Source organism: Pseudomonas sp. PAGU 2196, from assembly GCF_022179005.1.
Taxonomy (GTDB): Bacteria; Pseudomonadota; Gammaproteobacteria; order Pseudomonadales; family Pseudomonadaceae; genus Aquipseudomonas; species Aquipseudomonas kermanshahensis.
This window is the reverse complement of the sequence record NZ_BNTL01000001.1, coordinates 104,529-122,254: the sequence shown is the minus strand read 5'-3', so window position 1 is coordinate 122,254 and position 17,726 is coordinate 104,529. Positions and strand designations below refer to the sequence as shown.

Genomic DNA, 17,726 nt, shown 5'->3' with positions numbered 1-17,726 from the left:
CGTGTCACTGATCGCTTCCGACCAATTCCGCATCGTTGTCGGCCTCGGCAAGAGCGGCATGTCCCTGGTTCGCTTCCTGGCGAGCCGGGGCATTGCCTTTGCGGTCGCCGACACCCGCGAGCAACCGCCGGAACTGGACACCCTGCGCCGTGATTACCCGCAGGTGGAAGTGCGCTGTGGCGAGCTGGACGTGCACTTCCTGTGCCGCGCCAACGAACTGTACGTGAGCCCGGGCCTGGCCTTGTCCACCCCGGCGCTGCAACAGGCTGCGGCACGGGGTGTGGCCCTGTCGGGCGACATCGAGCTGTTCGCCCGTCATGCCAAAGCGCCGATCATCGCCATCAGCGGCTCCAACGCAAAAAGCACAGTCACCACCCTGGTCGGTGAAATGGCCGCCAAGGCGGGCAAGCGCGTGGCCGTGGGCGGTAACCTCGGCACGCCAGCCCTGGACCTGCTGAGCGATGAGGTGGAGCTGTATGTGCTGGAGCTGTCCAGCTTCCAGCTGGAAACCACAGACCAGCTCAACGCCGAAGTCGCCACCGTGCTGAACATCAGCGAAGACCACATGGACCGCTACAGCGGCCTGCCGGCTTATCACCTGGCCAAGCACCGCATCTTCCGGGGCGCTCATCAGGTGGTGGTAAACCGCCAGGACGCGCTGAGCCGGCCATTGCCGGTCGAAGGCCGGCCGTGCTGGAGCTTTGGCCTTAACCAACCGGACTTCAAGGCCTTCGGCCTGCGTGAGGTCGACGGCGAGAAGTACCTGGCGTTTGAATTCCAGAACCTGATGCCCGTGCGCGAACTGAAAATTCGCGGTTCGCACAACCACAGCAACGCCCTCGCAGCCCTGGCTCTCGGCCATGCCGCAGGCTTGCCGTTTGCACCGATGCTCGACGCGCTGCGCGAGTTTGGCGGCCTGGCCCATCGTTGCCAGTGGGTGCGCGAGCGCAATGGTGTCAATTGGTACGACGACTCCAAGGCCACCAACGTCGGTGCTGCGCTGGCGGCCATCGAAGGTCTGGGCGCGGATATCGCCGGCAAGCTGGTGTTGATCGCCGGCGGTGACGGCAAAGGTGCTGACTTTGCCGCGCTGCGTGAGCCAGTGGCGCGCTTCTGCCGTGCGGTGGTGCTGTTGGGCCGTGATGCCGAGCGCCTCGCCGAAGCGTTGGGCGAAGGTGTACCGCACGTGCGGGTCAAGACCCTGGAAGACGCCGTCGAGCAGTGCGCCGACCTGGCTCAGCCGGGTGATGCCGTGCTGTTGTCGCCGGCCTGCGCCAGCCTCGACATGTTCAAGAACTTTGAAGAACGCGGGCGCCTGTTCGCCCAAGCGGCGGGAGGGCTGGCATGATCTTCGGCATCTTCAAGCCGTACCCGTCGCCGCTGATCAGCGGCCGTGGCATCGACCTCGACTTCGCCATGCTTGCCGGCTGCCTGGCATTGCTGGGCCTGGGCCTGGTGATGATCACCTCGGCGTCCTCGGAAGTGGCCGCGGTGCAGTCGGGTAACCCGCTTTACCACATGTTCCGTCACCTGGTGTACGTGGTCATCGGCCTGGTCGCCTGCGGCGCCACCATGCTGGTGCCGATCGCCACCTGGCAGCGCATGGGCTTCATGATGCTGCTGGGCGCTTTCGGCCTGCTGGTGCTGGTGCTGGTGCCGGGTATCGGCCGGGAAGTGAACGGTTCCATGCGCTGGATCGGTTTCAGCTTCTTCAACGTGCAGCCGTCGGAGATCGCCAAGGTCTTCGTGGTCATCTACCTGGCCGGTTACCTGGTGCGCCGGCAGACCGAGGTGCGCGAAAGCTGGATGGGCTTTTTCAAGCCGTTCATCGTGCTGCTGCCAATGGCTGGCCTGCTGCTGATGGAGCCGGACTTCGGTGCCACCGTGGTGATGATGGGCGCTGCGGCGGCCATGTTGTTCCTCGGCGGGGTGGGGTTGTTCCGCTTCAGTTTGATGGTGGTGCTGGCGGTGGTCGCGGTGTTTGTCCTGGTACAGGCCCAGCCGTACCGGATGGCACGTTTGATCACCTTTACCGACCCCTGGTCCGACCAGTTCGGCTCGGGCTACCAGTTGACCCAGGCCTTGATCGCTTTCGGCCGCGGTGAGTGGCTGGGCGTTGGCCTGGGCAACAGCGTACAGAAGCAGTTCTACCTGCCTGAGGCGCACACAGACTTCGTGTTCTCGGTGCTGGCTGAAGAGCTTGGCGTGGTCGGCTCGCTGGTCACCATCGCGCTGTTCGTTTTCGTCACCGTGCGCGCCTTGTACATCGGCCTGTGGGCCGAAAAGGCCAAGCAGTTCTTTGCCGCCTACATGGCGTTCGGCCTGGCCTTCCTGTGGATCGGCCAGTTCCTGATCAATATCGGCGTGAACGTCGGCCTGCTGCCGACCAAGGGCCTGACCTTGCCGTTCCTCAGTTACGGGGGCAGCTCGCTGGTGATCTGTTGCGCCTGCGTGGGCTTGCTGCTGCGTATCGAGTGGGAGAGCCGCACGCACCTGGGCAGCGAGGAACACGAATTCAATGAAAGCGATTTTGCCGAGGAGACCAGTCATGGCCGCTGACGGCAAGAACGTACTGATCATGGCAGGCGGTACCGGGGGCCACGTGTTCCCGGCCCTGGCCTGCGCCCGGGAATTCCAGGCACGGGGTTACAGCGTGCACTGGCTGGGCACGCCGAAAGGCATCGAGAACGAACTGGTGCCCCAGGCCGGTCTGCCGTTGCACCTCATCCAGGTCAGCGGCCTGCGCGGCAAGGGCAAGCTGTCGCTGCTCAAGGCGCCGTTCACCCTGGTCAAGGCGGTGCTGCAGGCACGGCGCATCATTCGTCAGCTCAAGCCTGTGTGCGTGCTGGGCTTCGGCGGCTACGTGACCGGGCCGGGCGGTGTGGCCGCGCGGCTGTGCGGTGTGCCGCTGGTCATTCACGAACAGAACGCGCGCGCGGGTACCGCCAATCGGTTGCTGGTGCCACTCTCGGCACGCGTCTGCGAAGCTTTCCCGAACACCTTCGCGGCCAGCGGCAAACGCCGCACCACCGGCAACCCGGTGCGCCCGGAGCTGTTCATGGACGCGCAACGCGCACCCTTGGCCGAACGCCGTGCACGCCTGCTTGTGCTCGGGGGCAGCCTGGGTGCGGAACCATTGAACAAATTGTTGCCTAAGGCCCTGTCTGAAGTGCCTGCAACACTGCGGCCAGAGGTGTTCCACCAGGCTGGCAAGCAACACGCGCCGATCACCGCCGAGCGTTATCACGAGGCGGGCGTCGAGGCTCAGGTAGAGCCTTTCATCAAGGACATGGCCCAAGCCTATGGCTGGGCCGACATCGTGGTGTGCCGGGCCGGTGCCCTGACCGTCAGCGAACTCGCGGCGGCGGGCCTGCCTTCGATGCTGGTGCCGTTGCCCCATGCGATCGACGATCACCAGACCCACAACGCCCACTATCTGGCTCGGGAAGGCGCTGCCTTCCTGATGCCACAAGCGACAACTGGCGCAGCGCAGCTCGCTGAACGCCTGAACGAGGTGCTGATGCAACCCGAGAAACTCAACACCATGGCTGGCACCGCACGGCGCCTGGCCAAACCTGCCGCAACCAGCACCGTGGTCGACATCTGCCTGGAGGTGGCCCATGGTTGAAAGCCAGAAAGCCATGCCGCAGCCAAAAATGGGCCGCATCCGTCGCATCCACTTCGTCGGTATCGGCGGCGTGGGCATGTGCGGCATCGCCGAAGTCCTGCTGAACCTGGGCTATGAAGTGTCCGGTTCCGACCTCAAGGCCTCGCCGGTTACCGAGCGGCTGGAGTCGTTCGGCGCAGAGATCTTCGTTGGCCACCGTGCCGAAAACGCTGCCAACGCCGACGTACTGGTGGTGTCCAGTGCCATCAATCCGGCCAACCCGGAAGTCGCCACTGCCCTGGAACGTCGTATTCCCGTGGTGCCGCGCGCCGAGATGCTCGCCGAGCTGATGCGCTACCGCCATGGCGTGGCCGTTGCCGGCACGCACGGCAAGACCACCACCACCAGCCTGCTGGCCTCGGTGTTCGCCGCTGGCGGCCTGGACCCGACGTTCGTCATCGGCGGGCGCCTGACCGCAGCGGGCACCAATGCCCAGCTGGGCACCAGCCGCTACCTGATCGCCGAAGCGGACGAGAGCGACGCCAGCTTCCTGCACCTGCAACCCATGGTCGCCGTGGTCACCAACATCGACGCCGACCACATGGCCACCTACGAGGGTGACTTCAACAAACTGAAGAAAACCTTCGTCGAGTTCCTGCACAACCTGCCGTTCTATGGGTTGGCAGTGATGTGCCTGGACGACCCGGTGGTGCGCGAGATCCTGCCGCAGGTCAAACGCCCGACGGTCACCTACGGCTTCAGCGAAGAGGCCGATATCCGCGCCATCAATGTGCGCCAGCAGGGCATGCAGACGCACTTCACCGTGCTGCGCCGCGACTGCGAGCCGCTGGAGGTGTCGGTGAACATGCCCGGCAACCACAACGTGCTCAATGCCCTGGCAACCATTGCCATCGCCTCTGACGAAGGCATCAGCGACGAGGCCATCGTCCAGGGGCTGTCCGGCTTCCAGGGCGTTGGCCGACGCTTCCAGGTCTACGGCGAGCTGCCGGTCGAGGGCGGCAGCGTGATGCTGGTCGACGACTACGGCCACCACCCGACTGAAGTCGCTGCGGTGATCAAGGCCGTGCGCGGGGGCTGGCCAAGCCGCCGCCTGGTGATTGTCTACCAGCCGCACCGTTACAGCCGCACCCGCGACCTGTACGACGACTTCGTACAAGTGCTGGGCGACGCCAACGTGCTGCTGCTGATGGAAGTCTACCCGGCCGGTGAAGAGCCGATTCCGGGTGCGGACAGCCGTCAGCTGTGCCACAGCATCCGCCAGCGCGGCAAGCTCGACCCGATCTACATCGAACGTGGCGCCGAGCTTGCGCCCCTGGTCCAGCCGCTGCTGCGTGCCGGCGACATCCTGCTGTGCCAGGGTGCCGGTGATGTTGGTGGCCTGGCCCCGCAATTGATGAAAAGCCCGCTGTTCGCTGGCGCCAAGCAGGAGAAGTCGAAATGACCAGCGCCTACGACAAGCTGCACTCGACCCTGGACGTCAAGGCGTTCGGCCGCGTCGCTGTGCTGTACGGCGGCAAGAGTGCCGAGCGTGAAGTCTCGCTCAAGTCCGGCGCCGCCGTGATCGACGCCTTGACCCGCGCCGGTGTCGACGTGGTTGCCATCGATGTGGGCGACGATCTGCTCGACCGCTTGCAAAGCGAGAAGATCGACCGCGCCTTCATCATCCTCCACGGCCGTGGCGGTGAAGACGGCAGCATGCAAGGCCTGCTCGAGTGCCTGGGCATCCCTTACACCGGCAGCGGCATCCTCGCGTCGGCCCTGGCCATGGACAAACTGCGCACCAAGCAGGTGTGGCAGAGCCTGGGCATTCCGACCCCGCGCCACGCGGTATTGGCCAGCGAAAGCGATTGTTTGAAGGCCAGTATGGAACTGGGCTTCCCGCTTATCGTCAAACCCGCCCATGAAGGCTCTAGCATCGGCATGGCCAAGGTGAACAGCGAGCAGGAACTGGTCGCCGCCTGGCAGGACGCCGCCAAATACGATTCCCAGGTACTGGTGGAACAGTGGATCCACGGGCCGGAGTTCACCATCGCGGTCTTGCGCGGCCAGGTGCTGCCGCCGATCGCCCTGGGTACGCCGCACGTGTTCTACGACTACGACGCCAAGTACATCGCCAACGATACCCAGTACCGCATTCCGTGCGGCCTGGACAGCGTCAAGGAACAGGAACTCATCGACCTGACCGCGCGCGCCTGCGATGCCATCGGCATCGAAGGCTGGGGGCGGTTGGATGTGATGCAGGACGAGCAGGGCCGGTTCTGGCTGCTCGAAGTCAACACCGCACCCGGCATGACTGATCATAGCCTGGTGCCCATGGCGGCCCGCGCGGCCGGCTTGGACTTCCAGCAACTGGTGCTGGCAATCCTGGCTGCCAGCGTCGAGACGCGAGGTTAATAGCCATGCAAGGCGCGATGTTACGTCATCAGCAACCCGCCACCGGCCGTAACAAGCCGGTGCCGCGCGGTGCCAGTCGAATGGTGGCCAAAGAGCCCATGTCGGCGCGCCTGCCCAAGGCCAACTTCAGTGGACTCAAGCGCCTGCTCTGGCCGGTGCTGCTGGTGGCAGCAGGCTTCGGCGCCTATGAAGGTGCCATTCGCCTGATGCCCTACGCCGACCGGCCGATCACCAAGATCGCGGTGCAGGGCGACCTCAGCTACATCAGCCAGCAGGCGGTGCAGCAGCGGATCGCCCCGTTCATGGCGGCGAGCTTCTTCAGTGTCGACCTGCCGGCGATGCGCGCAGAGCTCGAGCAGATGCCGTGGATCGCCCACGCCGAGGTGCGGCGCGTGTGGCCGGACGAGGTGGTGATCCGCCTGGAAGAACAGCTGCCAGTGGCACGCTGGGGTGACGAAGCCTTGCTCAATAACCAGGGCCAGGCCTTTACCCCGCGTGAGCTGGCCAACTATGAGCACCTGCCGCAGCTGTTCGGGCCGCAGCGTGCTCAGCAACAAGTCATGCAGCAGTATCAGGTATTGAGCCAGATGCTGCGCCCCATGGGCTTTTCCATCGCTCGCCTGGAGCTGCGCGAGCGAGGCAGCTGGTTCCTGACCACCGGTGCGGGCAGCACCGGGCCAGGCATCGAACTGCTGTTGGGGCGCGACCATCTGGTGGAGAAGATGCGCCGTTTCATTGCCATTTACGACAAGACGCTTAAAGAGCAGATCACCAACATCGCCCGCATCGATCTGCGATACGCCAACGGACTTGCCGTTGGTTGGCGGGAACCGATTGCACCGACGACGGCCCAACCCGCCGTTGCGAAGAATTAGAGAGAGGCAGGACCATGGCAAACGCGCATAGCGGCAAAATGATCGTCGGGCTGGACATTGGCACCTCCAAGGTGGTGGCGCTGGTCGGCGAAGTGGGCGAAGACGGCACCCTGGAGATCGTCGGGATCGGTACCCATCCGTCCCGCGGCCTGAAGAAGGGCGTGGTGGTGAACATCGAGTCGACCGTGCAGTCGATCCAGCGCGCGGTGGAAGAAGCGCAGCTGATGGCCGGCTGCCGGATCCACTCGGCGTTCGTCGGTGTGGCCGGCAACCACATCCGCAGCCTGAACTCCCACGGCATTGTCGCCATTCGCGACCGTGAGGTCAGCGTTGCCGACCTCGAGCGCGTGCTCGACGCCGCCCAGGCCGTGGCCATCCCTGCTGATCAGCGCGTGCTGCACACCCTGCCGCAGGACTACGTGATCGACAACCAGGAAGGCGTGCGCGAGCCGCTGGGCATGTCCGGCGTGCGCCTGGAAGCCAAGGTCCACGTGGTCACCTGTGCGGTCAACGCAGCGCAGAACATTGAGAAGTGCGTACGCCGCTGCGGCCTGGAAATCGACGACATCATCCTTGAGCAGCTGGCTTCGGCCTACTCGGTGCTGACCGACGACGAAAAAGAGCTCGGCGTGTGCCTGGTGGACATCGGTGGCGGTACCACCGACATCGCCATCTTCACCGAAGGCGCGATCCGCCACACCGCGGTCATCCCGATTGCCGGCGACCAGGTGACCAACGACATCGCCATGGCCCTGCGCACTCCGACCCAGTACGCCGAGGAAATCAAGATCCGCTACGCCTGCGCCCTGGCCAAGCTGGCCGGCGCCGGCGAAACCATCAAGGTGCCGAGCGTGGGTGATCGCCCACCGCGCGAGCTGTCGCGCCAGGCCCTGGCCGAGGTGGTGGAGCCGCGTTACGACGAGCTGTTCACCCTGATCCAGGCCGAACTGCGCCGTAGCGGCTACGAGGACCTGGTGCCGGCCGGCATCGTCCTGACCGGCGGCACCGCGAAGATGGAAGGCGCCGTTGAACTGGCGGAGGAAATCTTCCACATGCCGGTACGCCTGGGCGTACCGCACAGCGTTCGGGGGCTGAGCGACGTGGTGCGCAACCCGATCTATTCCACCGGCGTGGGCCTGCTCACCTACGGCCTGCTGAAGCAGTCCGAGGACATGGTCCTGACCGGTAACAGCAACAGCAGCAGCAACAGCTATGGCGATGAACCGAAGGCCCCAGTGCTTGAGCGCTTCAAGCGGTGGGTCCAGGGCAATTTCTAAGTTTCAAAGCAGTAGTGGTAGGCGCAACAACTAGAGAACTGTAAGGAGAGGGAAAATGTTCGAGCTCGTAGACAACGTCCCGCAAAGTCCGGTCATTAAAGTGATCGGCGTTGGCGGTGGTGGCGGCAACGCCGTCAACCACATGGTCAAGAGCAGCATCGAAGGCGTGGAATTCATCTGCGCCAACACGGATGCTCAGGCGCTGAAAAACATCGGCGCGCGCACCATCCTGCAATTGGGCACTGGCGTGACCAAAGGCCTGGGTGCAGGTGCCAATCCAGAAGTCGGCCGTCAGGCCGCGCTGGAAGACCGTGAGCGCATCGCCGAGGTGCTGCAGGGCACCAACATGGTGTTCATCACCACCGGCATGGGTGGCGGTACCGGTACCGGTGCAGCCCCGATCATCGCCGAAGTGGCGAAGGAAATGGGCATCCTCACCGTCGCCGTGGTGACCCGTCCGTTCCCGTTCGAAGGTCGCAAACGTATGCAGATCGCCGATGAAGGCATCCGCATGCTGGCCGAGAGCGTCGACTCGCTGATCACCATCCCCAACGAGAAGCTGCTGACCATCCTGGGCAAGGATGCCAGCCTGCTGTCCGCCTTTGCCAAGGCTGACGACGTGCTGGCCGGTGCCGTGCGCGGTATCTCCGACATCATCAAGCGCCCTGGCATGATCAACGTCGACTTCGCCGACGTGCGTACCGTGATGGGTGAAATGGGCATGGCGATGATGGGTACTGGTTGCGCCAGCGGCCCGAACCGTGCGCGTGAAGCCACCGAAGCGGCGATCCGCAACCCGTTGCTCGAAGACGTCAACCTGCAGGGCGCCCGCGGCATCCTGGTGAACATCACCGCCGGCCCTGACCTGTCGCTGGGTGAGTACTCCGACGTAGGTAGCATCATCGAAGCCTTCGCCTCTGACCACGCGATGGTCAAGGTCGGCACCGTGATCGACCCAGACATGCGCGACGAGCTGCACGTCACCGTGGTCGCCACTGGCCTGGGCGCACGCATCGAGAAGCCGGTCAAAGTGGTGGACAACACCCTGCAGACCGCTCAACAGGCGTACGAGGCTTCCAACCCGGCACCGGTTCGCCAGGAGCAGCCTGCGGTCAACTACCGTGACCTGGAGCGCCCGACTGTAATGCGCAACCAGGCCCATGCAGGTGCCGCCGCGGCAGCTAAACTCAACCCTCAGGATGACCTGGACTACCTTGATATCCCGGCTTTCCTGCGTCGTCAGGCTGATTAATGGAATTTATCAGGGGTATAAAGGTGATTGGTATTCAGCAAAGGTCGGGTCTGTTATCATCCCCAGCCTTTGTTGATACCTGTTCGCAATTTGCGCTGAAGCGGCCAATGCCATGATTAAACAACGCACCCTGAAGAATACCATCCGTGCCACAGGTGTCGGTCTGCACTCCGGGGAGAAGGTATACCTGACCCTCAAGCCTGCACCTGTTGACACCGGCATCGTCTTCCGCCGCGCTGATCTCGACCCTGTGGTCGAAATCGCAGCGCGTGCGGCCAACGTTGGCGAGACAACCATGTCGACGACGTTGGTCAACGGTGACGTCAAGGTCGATACGGTCGAGCACCTGCTCTCCGCCATGGCGGGCCTGGGCATCGATAACGCCTACGTCGAGCTCTCCGCCTCGGAAGTGCCGATCATGGATGGCAGCGCCGGACCCTTTGTATTCCTGATTCAGTCTGCCGGCCTGGAAGAACAGGACGCAGCCAAGAAGTTCATCCGCATCCTGCGCGAAGTGACAGTGGAGGAGGGCGACAAGCGCGCTACCTTCCTGCCTTTCGACGGGTTCAAGGTGAGCTTCGAGATCGACTTCGATCACCCGGTCGTCAGCGGCCGGACCCAGAGCGCCAGTGTCGATTTTTCCAGCACGTCGTTCGTGAAAGAAGTCAGCCGTGCCCGCACCTTCGGTTTCATGCGGGACATCGAGTACCTGCGCAAGCATAACCTTGCGTTGGGCGGCAGTGTGGAAAACGCCATCGTGGTAGACGAGACAGGCGTGTTGAACGAAGACGGCCTTCGCTATGAAGACGAATTCGTGAAGCACAAGATTCTCGACGCCATTGGTGACCTCTACCTGCTGGGCAACAGCCTGATCGGCGAGTTCAAGGGCTACAAGTCCGGGCACGCGCTGAACAACCAATTGTTGCGCAAGCTCATTGCTGAAACCGATGCCTGGGAAGTGGTCACTTTCGAAGATGCCAGCACGGCACCGATCTCGTACATGCGCCCTGTTGCGGCCGTGTAAGTTCGAACACTCTCTAGTTCATTAAGGCCACCTTCGGGTGGCCTTTTTTATTTCAGCCTTTATCCCGGGCGTGGCTGGCAAGGCGTTCCAAGGCAGCGCGCAATTTCGGGTCGGCAATCCCCTCGGCGGTATCGCGAAGGCTTTCGGCGGCATTGCTCGACAGCGCCGCAGCATGCCCGCCACGCTTGGCAGGCACCAATGGCGGTTGCACCTTGTACAAGATGCGCCGCAGGTTGCCGAACGCTTCCATGGCCTGCAATTCGCGCATGAGGCGCTTTTGCTGATAGCGCAAGCGAGTAGCCCAATGGCCGTCGGTAACCACCAGCAACAATACGCCATCACGCCACGATGCCACGTGGCAGTGCTCGCGGGCAGCCGGTTGCAGTTGGCTTTCCAGCAAGCGCTGCAGGTGTTCCAGGCGTTCGGCCTGGTTCAGCAGCAGGCGCAGCGGGCGCACCTGGCGCAGCAGGGCGGACGGTAGCTGGGCAGGGGAGGGTTTGTAGGCCATGGTGGTCGCAGGAGGTTACAAGAGCGGCAGTTTAACACCTCTGTTGCCTGTGCCGGCCTCTTCGCCGGTACAGACCACACAAGGTAAGACTCATTCTCGATACGTTTCATCTTGCTGAGCCTTGAACTCAGGGAAAATGACCCTATCTAAGAAACGCCCCTGCCAAAACGCTGTATCAGCATCGTGGAAATCCACCACTTTCCTCACCATCGTTTCCGGGTAGAATGCTCGTTCGCATGCGGCCTCAGGGCTGCACGGGCGACTCATGGGGCCGCCCTCCATCCCTACGTGTGGAAGATCCTGCCGATATGTTTGCGCCTTTGTTAAAGAAACTTTTTGGAAGCAAGAATGAGCGTGAAGTCAAACGCATGCTCAAGACGGTGACTATCGTCAATGCCTTCGAAGAGAAGATGGTGGCCCTCTCCGATGAGCAACTGCGGGGCAAGACCGCAGAGTTCAAGGAGCGCTTGGCCAAAGGCGAGACACTGGACCAATTGCTGCCCGAAGCCTTCGCCGTCGCCCGTGAGGCCGGCAAGCGCGTCATGGGCATGCGCCACTTCGACGTGCAGCTGATCGGCGGCATGACCCTGCACGAGGGCATGATCGCAGAAATGCGCACCGGTGAAGGCAAGACCTTGGTCGGTACCCTGGCCGTCTACCTCAACGCATTGTCCGGCAAAGGCGTGCACGTGGTCACCGTCAACGACTACCTGGCCCGCCGTGACGCCAACTGGATGCGCCCGCTGTACGAGTTCCTCGGCCTGTCCGTGGGCATCGTCTCGGCCTTCCAGCCGCCGGAAGAAAAGCGCGCTGCCTACGCCTCCGACATTACGTACGGCACCAACAACGAATTCGGTTTCGACTACCTGCGCGACAACATGGCGTTCAGCCAGGAAGAGAAGTTCCAGCGTGAACTCAACTTCTCGGTGATCGACGAAGTCGACTCGATCCTCATCGACGAAGCCCGTACCCCGCTGATCATCTCTGGCCAGGCCGAGGACAGCTCCAAGCTGTACATCGAGATCAACCGCCTGATCCCGCGCCTGACCCAGCACATCGAAGAAGTCGAAGGCCAGGTCACCCAGGAAGGCCACTTCACCATCGATGAGAAGAGCCGCCAGGTCGAACTCAACGAAGCCGGTCACCAGTTCATCGAAGAGATGCTCACCCAGGCTGGCCTGCTGGCCGAAGGCGAGAGCCTCTACTCGGCGCACAACCTGGGCCTGCTGACCCACGTCTATGCCGGCCTGCGCGCGCACAAACTGTTCCACCGCAACGTCGAGTACATCGTTCAGGACGGCCAAGTCCTGCTGATCGACGAGCACACCGGCCGTACCATGCCTGGCCGTCGCCTGTCCGAAGGCCTGCACCAGGCCATCGAGGCCAAAGAGAACCTGAACATTCAGGCCGAGAGCCAGACCCTGGCGTCGACCACCTTCCAGAACTACTTCCGTCTTTACACCAAGCTGTCCGGCATGACCGGTACCGCCGACACCGAAGCGTTCGAGTTCCAGTCGATCTACGGCCTGAACGTGATGGTGATCCCGCCGAACAAGCCGTTGGCGCGTAAGGACTTCAACGACCTGGTGTACCTGACCGCCGACGAGAAATACGCCGCGATCATTGCCGACATCAAAGAGAGCATGACCCAGGGCCGTCCGGTGCTGGTGGGTACCGCCACCATCGAGACCTCCGAGCACATGTCCAACCTTCTGCTGAAGGAAGGCATCGAGCACAAGGTCCTCAACGCCAAGTACCACGAGAAGGAAGCCGAGATCATCGCCCAGGCCGGTGCGCCAGGCGCGTTGACCATCGCCACCAACATGGCCGGCCGTGGTACCGACATTTTGCTGGGCGGTAACTGGGAGGCCGAAGTGGCCGTTCTGGACAACCCGACCCCTGAGCAGATTGCCCAGATCAAGGCCGACTGGCAGAAGCGTCACCAGCAGGTGATCGAGTCGGGTGGCCTGCACGTGATCGCTTCCGAGCGTCACGAATCGCGCCGTATCGACAACCAGCTGCGTGGTCGTTCCGGCCGTCAGGGTGACCCGGGCTCCAGCCGCTTCTACCTGTCGCTCGAAGACAGCCTGATGCGCATCTTCGCCTCTGACCGGGTGAAGAACTTCATGAAGGCGCTGGGCATGCAGTCTGGCGAGGCGATCGAGCATCGCATGGTCACCAACGCCATCGAAAAAGCCCAGCGCAAGGTCGAAGGCCGCAACTTCGACATCCGCAAGCAGCTGCTTGAATACGATGACGTGGCCAACGAGCAGCGCAAGGTGATCTACCACATGCGCAACAGCCTGCTGGCGGCCGAGAACATTGGCGATACCATCGCCGAATTCCGCAAGGAAGTGCTGGACGCTACCATCAGCCAGCACATCCCGCCGCAATCGCTGCCCGAGCAGTGGGACGTGGCCGGCCTGGAAGCCTCGCTGTCGAGCGATTTCGCCATGAAGCTGCCGATCCAGCAATGGCTCGACGAGGACGACCACCTCTACGAAGAGACCCTGCGCGAGAAGCTGCTGAGCGAGATCACCAGCGCCTACACCGAGAAGGAAGACCAGGCCGGCATCGACGCCCTGCGCACCTTCGAGAAGCAGATTCTGCTGCGCGTGCTGGACGACCTGTGGAAAGACCACCTGTCGACCATGGACCACCTGCGCCACGGCATTCACCTGCGCGGTTATGCGCAGAAGAACCCGAAGCAGGAGTACAAGCGCGAGTCGTTCACCTTGTTCCAGGAGCTGCTCGAGTCGATCAAGCGCGACACCATCCGCGTGCTGTCGCACGTTCAGGTGCGCCGCGAAGACCCGATCGAAGAAGAAGCCCGCCTGCGCCGCGAAGCCGAAGAGCTGGCCAGCCGCATGCAGTTCCAGCATGCTGCCGCGCCAGGCCTTGAAAGCGAAGCGCTGAACGAGGAGGGCGCCGAAGTGGCCGTGGCCGCAGCGCCGGTGCGCAACGACCAGAAGCTGGGCCGTAACGAGCCATGCTGGTGCGGTTCGGGCAAGAAGTTCAAGCATTGCCACGGGCAGATCGAGTGATCTGACCCAGTCGCAGTAACGTGACAAACGGGGCCGCTGTGCGGCCCATTCGCGGCATAAGGCCGCTCCCACAGGGACCGCACCGGCTCAGAAGGCTGCGCAGGCCCTGTGGGAGCGGCCTTGTGCCGCGAATGGGTCGCGAAGCGGCCCCGCTCTTCCATCATCATTTCACCGTTTTTCTAGGAGCGCTCTAATGGCTGTTGGTCTTGGTCCTTTGCCCACCCTGCACCCGGTTCCGGGTTTTGAACTCGGCATCGCTTCTGCCGGCATCAAGCGCCCTGGGCGCAAGGATGTGGTGGTCATGCGCTGTGCCGAAGGCTCCAGCGTCGCTGGCGTGTTCACCCTCAACGCCTTCTGCGCAGCACCGGTGATCCTCTCCAAGCAGCGTGTTCAGGGCACTGTGCGTTACCTGCTGACCAACACCGGCAACGCCAACGCCGGTACCGGTGCACCGGGCCTGGCCGCTGCCGAGCGCACCTGCGCCAAGCTCGCCGAGCTGACCGGCGTGCCGGCCGAGTCGGTATTGCCGTTCTCCACTGGCGTAATCGGCGAGCCGCTGCCGGTCGAGAAGATCGAAGGCGCCCTGCAGGCCGCCCTGGACAACCTGTCGGAAAACAACTGGGCTGAAGCCGCCACCGGCATCATGACCACCGACACCCTGCCCAAGGGTGCCAGCCGCCAGTTCCAGCACGATGGCGTGACCGTGACCGTGACCGGCATCAGCAAAGGCGCCGGCATGATCCGCCCGAACATGGCCACCATGCTCGGCTACATCGCCACTGACGCCAAGGTCGCACCCAAGGTGCTCAAGGACCTGATGCTCGACGGCGCCAACAAGTCGTTCAACCGCATCACCATCGATGGCGACACCTCGACCAACGACTGCTGCATGCTGATCGCCACCGGCAAGGCCAACCTGCCAGAAGTCACCGAAGCCAGCGGTGCGCTGTTCGAAGCCCTGAAAAAGGCGGTGTTCGACGTGTGCATGGAGGTGGCCCAGGCCATCGTCCGTGATGGCGAAGGCGCCACCAAGTTCGTCACGGTGCAGGTCAACGGGGGTGGTAACCACCAGGAATGCCTGGACGTCGGTTACGCCGTCGCTCACTCGCCGCTGATCAAGACCGCACTGTTCGCCTCTGACCCCAACTGGGGCCGCATCCTGGCCGCCGTCGGCCGTGCGGGCGTGCCGGAGCTGGATGTCAGCCTGATCGATGTGTACCTGGACAACGTCTGCATTGCCAGCCAAGGCGGGCGCAGCCCGAGCTACACCGAAGCGCAAGGCTCTGCGGTCATGGCCCAGGAAGAGATCACCATCCGCATCGAACTGGGCCGTGGTGCCTGCAGCGAAACCATCTGGACCACCGACCTGTCCCACGAGTACGTGAAGATCAACGCCGAATACCGCACCTGATGTACTGATCCAAAGGCCTCTTCGCGGGCAAGCCGGCTCCCACAGGGCATTCGCTGTGGGAGCCGGCTTGCCGGCGATGGCTGCAACGCAGCCCCATGGCCACCGACATTGCCAAATCATCGGAGCCGAACCATGAGCTATCACCTGATCATCGGCGACAAGCTGTATTCTTCCTGGTCGCTACGCGGCGCCCTGGCCCTCGAACTGGCCGGCGTTCCCTACGAAGAAACCCTGATCAAACTCAACCAGCCCGACACCCGTCAGCGCCTGCTCGCCTACTCTGCCACCGGCAAAGTGCCGCTGCTCAAGACCGAGCATGGCGTGATCGCCGACTCCCTGGCCATCGCCGAATACCTCAACGAACGCCACCCCGAAGCGCAGCTGTGGCCTGCCGACGTGGCCGCCCGCGCCCAAGCCCGTTCGGCCTGCGCGCAGATGCACAGCGGCTTCTTCGCCTTGCGCGGGGCGATGCCGTTCGACCTGTCCCGTGACCAGGCCCTCGAGTCTGTGCCGCTGGAGGTGCAGATCGACATCGACCGTATCGTCGCGCTGTGGTCCGAATGCCGCCTGGTCGCCAAGGACACGGGCCCGTTCCTGTTCGGCAAGCCGACCCTGGTGGATGCCTACTTCGCCCCGGTGGCCGTGCGCTTGCGCAGCTACCGCGTCGAAGTCCCGGCAGAGGCGGCGGCTTACATCGAGACTATTTACCAGTGGCCGGCATTCAAAGCCTGGCAGCAGGCTGGCCTGGCGGAGCGCGAAGGGTGAAACGGATTCATGTAGCGGCAGCGGTAATCCGCGGTGCCGATGGCCGCATTCTGATTGCGCGGCGGGCAGATACCCAGCACCAGGGCGGCCTTTGGGAGTTCCCAGGTGGCAAAGTGGAAGAGGGCGAAAGCGTCGAAGCGGCGCTGGCCCGTGAGCTGCGCGAGGAACTGGGTATCGACGTGACCCGTTCGCGGGCGCTGATCAAGGTCAGCCATGACTACCCGGACAAACAGGTGCTGCTGGACGTCCGCGTTGTCGAAGCGTTCACCGGTGAACCCCATGGCGCCGAGGGCCAGCCTTTGGAGTGGGTGGCGCCGCGCGACCTCGCGCAGTACGACTTCCCTGCCGCGAACAGGCCGATTGTTGCCGCTGCACGGCTGCCGGATCAGTACCTGATCACGCCGGAGGGCCTGGAAGTGCCGCAGATGCTCAAGGGCATCCAGAAGGCCGTGGCCAACGGCACCCGGCTGATCCAGCTGCGAGCGCCGGACATGTACGACCCCAAGTATCGCGATGTGGCGGTGGATGCGGTCGGCCTGTGCGGTGGCAAGGCCCAATTGATGCTCAAAGGGCCGCTGGAGTGGCTGGGCGACTTTCCGTCGGCCGGCTGGCACCTCACGGCTGCGCAGTTGCGCAAGTATGCCGCCAAGGGGCGGCCGTTCCCTGAGCACCGCTGGTTGGCGGCGTCCTGCCACAGTGCCGAAGAGCTGGCATTGGCCGAGCAGATGGGGGTCGATTTTGTCACCTTGTCGCCGGTGCAGGCGACCCAGACTCATCCTGAAGCGGTGCCTTTGGGGTGGGAAGCGGCGCAGCGGGCGATTGCGGGTTTCAGCCGGCCAGTGTTCTTGCTGGGTGGGGTAGGGCCGGGTGATCGTGAGCGGGCCTGGGAGGCGGGCGCGCAGGGTGTGGCCGGGATCCGGGCGTTCTGGCCTGAGCTCTGAGTCGCTTGTGATTGGGGCTGCGTAGCAGCCCCAGCACCCTCAGCCTTCAGGCTTCGGCGCAGGCTGCCACAGCACCTCGGCAACCCCCTGCCGCCGCCCAATTATCCGCGCTGCCACAAACAACAGATCCGACAGCCGGTTGATATACGCCAACCCAGCACCCTCCAACGGCTCCAGCGCATTCAGCTGCTGACACCGCCGCTCCGCACTGCGCGCCAGGCACCGGCACACATGCGCCTGCGCCACCAACGCCGAACCACTGGGCAAGATGAAATTCTTCAACGGCCCCAGCTCTTCGTTCCACACGTCGATTGCCGCTTCCAGCCGCTCCACCTCGGCCAGGTTCAACGCCTGGTAACTGGGCATTGCCAGCTCGCCGCCGAGGTCGAACAAGCGGTGCTGACAGGGCGCAAGTACTTCGCTCACTTCGTCCAGCCCCTGCTCAGCCAGGCCGGCGAGCAGCACCCCTAACTGGCTGTTGAGGCTATCCACCTCGCCGATGGCCTCGATACGCGGGTGGTCCTTGGGCACCCGGCGGCCGTCGCCCAGGCCGGTTTCGCCTTTGTCGCCAGTGCGGGTGTAGATCTTCGACAGGCGGTAGCCCATG

At 63.6% G+C, this 17,726-nt stretch carries 15 protein-coding genes; 13 read left to right on the top strand and 2 right to left on the bottom strand.

The features are described from left to right. Window position 1 precedes the first annotated feature (1 nt). The 9 genes from murD (at window position 2) to lpxC (ending at window position 10,450) form a co-directional block, all read left to right on the top strand. Window positions 2-1,348 carry a UDP-N-acetylmuramoyl-L-alanine--D-glutamate ligase gene (murD, locus tag MFF34_RS00555; protein WP_238209518.1) on the top strand — a complete coding sequence of 449 codons (1,347 nt, stop codon included), beginning with the start codon at window positions 2-4 and terminating at the stop codon, window positions 1,346-1,348. Further along, window positions 1,345-2,559 carry a putative lipid II flippase FtsW gene (ftsW, locus tag MFF34_RS00550; RefSeq protein ID WP_027594015.1) on the top strand — a complete coding sequence of 405 codons (1,215 nt, stop codon included), beginning with the start codon at window positions 1,345-1,347 and terminating at the stop codon, window positions 2,557-2,559. Before murD ends, ftsW begins: the two co-directional genes overlap by 4 nt. Beyond that, complete coding sequence (gene murG, locus MFF34_RS00545) at window positions 2,549-3,628, top strand: undecaprenyldiphospho-muramoylpentapeptide beta-N-acetylglucosaminyltransferase (RefSeq protein ID WP_099430365.1); 1,080 nt, start codon at window positions 2,549-2,551, stop codon at window positions 3,626-3,628. The genes ftsW and murG overlap by 11 nt, the downstream gene beginning before the upstream one ends. Further along, the gene (gene murC / locus MFF34_RS00540) at window positions 3,621-5,069 is read left to right on the top strand and encodes a UDP-N-acetylmuramate--L-alanine ligase (protein ID WP_238209517.1); all 1,449 of its coding nucleotides are present in this window, start codon (window positions 3,621-3,623) and stop codon (window positions 5,067-5,069) included. The genes murG and murC overlap by 8 nt, the downstream gene beginning before the upstream one ends. After that, window positions 5,066-6,022 carry a D-alanine--D-alanine ligase gene (locus MFF34_RS00535; protein ID WP_099430364.1) on the top strand — a complete coding sequence of 319 codons (957 nt, stop codon included), beginning with the start codon at window positions 5,066-5,068 and terminating at the stop codon, window positions 6,020-6,022. The genes murC and MFF34_RS00535 overlap by 4 nt, the downstream gene beginning before the upstream one ends. 5 nt (window positions 6,023-6,027) lie before the next feature. Continuing rightward, window positions 6,028-6,897 carry a cell division protein FtsQ/DivIB gene (locus tag MFF34_RS00530; RefSeq protein WP_027594019.1) on the top strand — a complete coding sequence of 290 codons (870 nt, stop codon included), beginning with the start codon at window positions 6,028-6,030 and terminating at the stop codon, window positions 6,895-6,897. A gap of 14 nt (window positions 6,898-6,911) precedes the next feature. Further along, on the top strand, window positions 6,912-8,174 hold the full coding sequence (ftsA, locus tag MFF34_RS00525) for a cell division protein FtsA (RefSeq protein ID WP_027594020.1): 1,263 nt from the start codon (window positions 6,912-6,914) through the stop codon (window positions 8,172-8,174). A 55-nt stretch (window positions 8,175-8,229) separates the two neighbouring features. Further along, window positions 8,230-9,426, top strand: a complete 1,197-nt coding sequence (ftsZ, locus tag MFF34_RS00520; RefSeq protein WP_003251871.1) for a cell division protein FtsZ — start codon at window positions 8,230-8,232, stop codon at window positions 9,424-9,426. Between the two features lie 112 nt (window positions 9,427-9,538). Next, the gene (gene lpxC / locus MFF34_RS00515; RefSeq protein WP_027594021.1) at window positions 9,539-10,450 is read left to right on the top strand and encodes a UDP-3-O-acyl-N-acetylglucosamine deacetylase; all 912 of its coding nucleotides are present in this window, start codon (window positions 9,539-9,541) and stop codon (window positions 10,448-10,450) included. 52 nt (window positions 10,451-10,502) lie between these two features. Here lpxC and MFF34_RS00510 read toward each other — a convergent pair whose 3' ends face one another. Further along, complete coding sequence (locus MFF34_RS00510; protein ID WP_027594022.1) at window positions 10,503-10,958, bottom strand: DUF721 domain-containing protein; 456 nt, start codon at window positions 10,956-10,958, stop codon at window positions 10,503-10,505. Window positions 10,959-11,266: 308 nt separating this feature from the next. On the opposite strand from MFF34_RS00510, the gene secA reads away from it, so the two are divergent. From secA to MFF34_RS00490, 4 genes are all read left to right on the top strand, one after another. Further along, window positions 11,267-14,002, top strand: a complete 2,736-nt coding sequence (gene secA / locus MFF34_RS00505; protein WP_099430363.1) for a preprotein translocase subunit SecA — start codon at window positions 11,267-11,269, stop codon at window positions 14,000-14,002. Between the two features lie 193 nt (window positions 14,003-14,195). Further along, complete coding sequence (argJ, locus tag MFF34_RS00500; RefSeq protein WP_027594024.1) at window positions 14,196-15,413, top strand: bifunctional glutamate N-acetyltransferase/amino-acid acetyltransferase ArgJ; 1,218 nt, start codon at window positions 14,196-14,198, stop codon at window positions 15,411-15,413. A 132-nt stretch (window positions 15,414-15,545) separates the two neighbouring features. Then, window positions 15,546-16,178: a glutathione S-transferase family protein gene (locus tag MFF34_RS00495; RefSeq protein WP_085273641.1), complete on the top strand. Its 633-nt coding sequence runs from the start codon at window positions 15,546-15,548 to the stop codon at window positions 16,176-16,178. After that, on the top strand, window positions 16,175-17,119 hold the full coding sequence (locus MFF34_RS00490) for a Nudix family hydrolase (RefSeq protein WP_238209515.1): 945 nt from the start codon (window positions 16,175-16,177) through the stop codon (window positions 17,117-17,119). The genes MFF34_RS00495 and MFF34_RS00490 overlap by 4 nt, the downstream gene beginning before the upstream one ends. A 39-nt stretch (window positions 17,120-17,158) precedes the next feature. Here the strand turns inward: MFF34_RS00490 and MFF34_RS00485 are convergent, their stop codons facing one another. Beyond that, window positions 17,159-17,725 carry a cob(I)yrinic acid a,c-diamide adenosyltransferase gene (locus MFF34_RS00485; RefSeq protein ID WP_238209513.1) on the bottom strand — a complete coding sequence of 189 codons (567 nt, stop codon included), beginning with the start codon at window positions 17,723-17,725 and terminating at the stop codon, window positions 17,159-17,161. Between the last annotated feature and the right edge of the window lies 1 nt (window position 17,726).

Excerpts from the sequence above, each read along its gene's own strand:
- MFF34_RS00485 (WP_238209513.1), bottom strand. The coding sequence starts at position 17,725 with ATGGGCTACCGCCTGTCGAAGATCTACACCCGCACTGGCGACAAAGGC.
- murG (WP_099430365.1), top strand. The coding sequence starts at position 2,549 with ATGGCCGCTGACGGCAAGAACGTACTGATCATGGCAGGCGGTACCGGG.
- ftsA (WP_027594020.1), top strand. The coding sequence starts at position 6,912 with ATGGCAAACGCGCATAGCGGCAAAATGATCGTCGGGCTGGACATTGGC.
- secA (WP_099430363.1), top strand. The coding sequence starts at position 11,267 with ATGTTTGCGCCTTTGTTAAAGAAACTTTTTGGAAGCAAGAATGAGCGT.
- argJ (WP_027594024.1), top strand. The coding sequence starts at position 14,196 with ATGGCTGTTGGTCTTGGTCCTTTGCCCACCCTGCACCCGGTTCCGGGT.
- murC (WP_238209517.1), top strand. The coding sequence starts at position 3,621 with ATGGTTGAAAGCCAGAAAGCCATGCCGCAGCCAAAAATGGGCCGCATC.
- lpxC (WP_027594021.1), top strand. The coding sequence starts at position 9,539 with ATGATTAAACAACGCACCCTGAAGAATACCATCCGTGCCACAGGTGTC.
- ftsZ (WP_003251871.1), top strand. The coding sequence starts at position 8,230 with ATGTTCGAGCTCGTAGACAACGTCCCGCAAAGTCCGGTCATTAAAGTG.
- ftsW (WP_027594015.1), top strand. The coding sequence starts at position 1,345 with ATGATCTTCGGCATCTTCAAGCCGTACCCGTCGCCGCTGATCAGCGGC.
- MFF34_RS00530 (WP_027594019.1), top strand. The coding sequence starts at position 6,028 with ATGCAAGGCGCGATGTTACGTCATCAGCAACCCGCCACCGGCCGTAAC.
- MFF34_RS00495 (WP_085273641.1), top strand. The coding sequence starts at position 15,546 with ATGAGCTATCACCTGATCATCGGCGACAAGCTGTATTCTTCCTGGTCG.
- MFF34_RS00535 (WP_099430364.1), top strand. The coding sequence starts at position 5,066 with ATGACCAGCGCCTACGACAAGCTGCACTCGACCCTGGACGTCAAGGCG.
- MFF34_RS00510 (WP_027594022.1), bottom strand. The coding sequence starts at position 10,958 with ATGGCCTACAAACCCTCCCCTGCCCAGCTACCGTCCGCCCTGCTGCGC.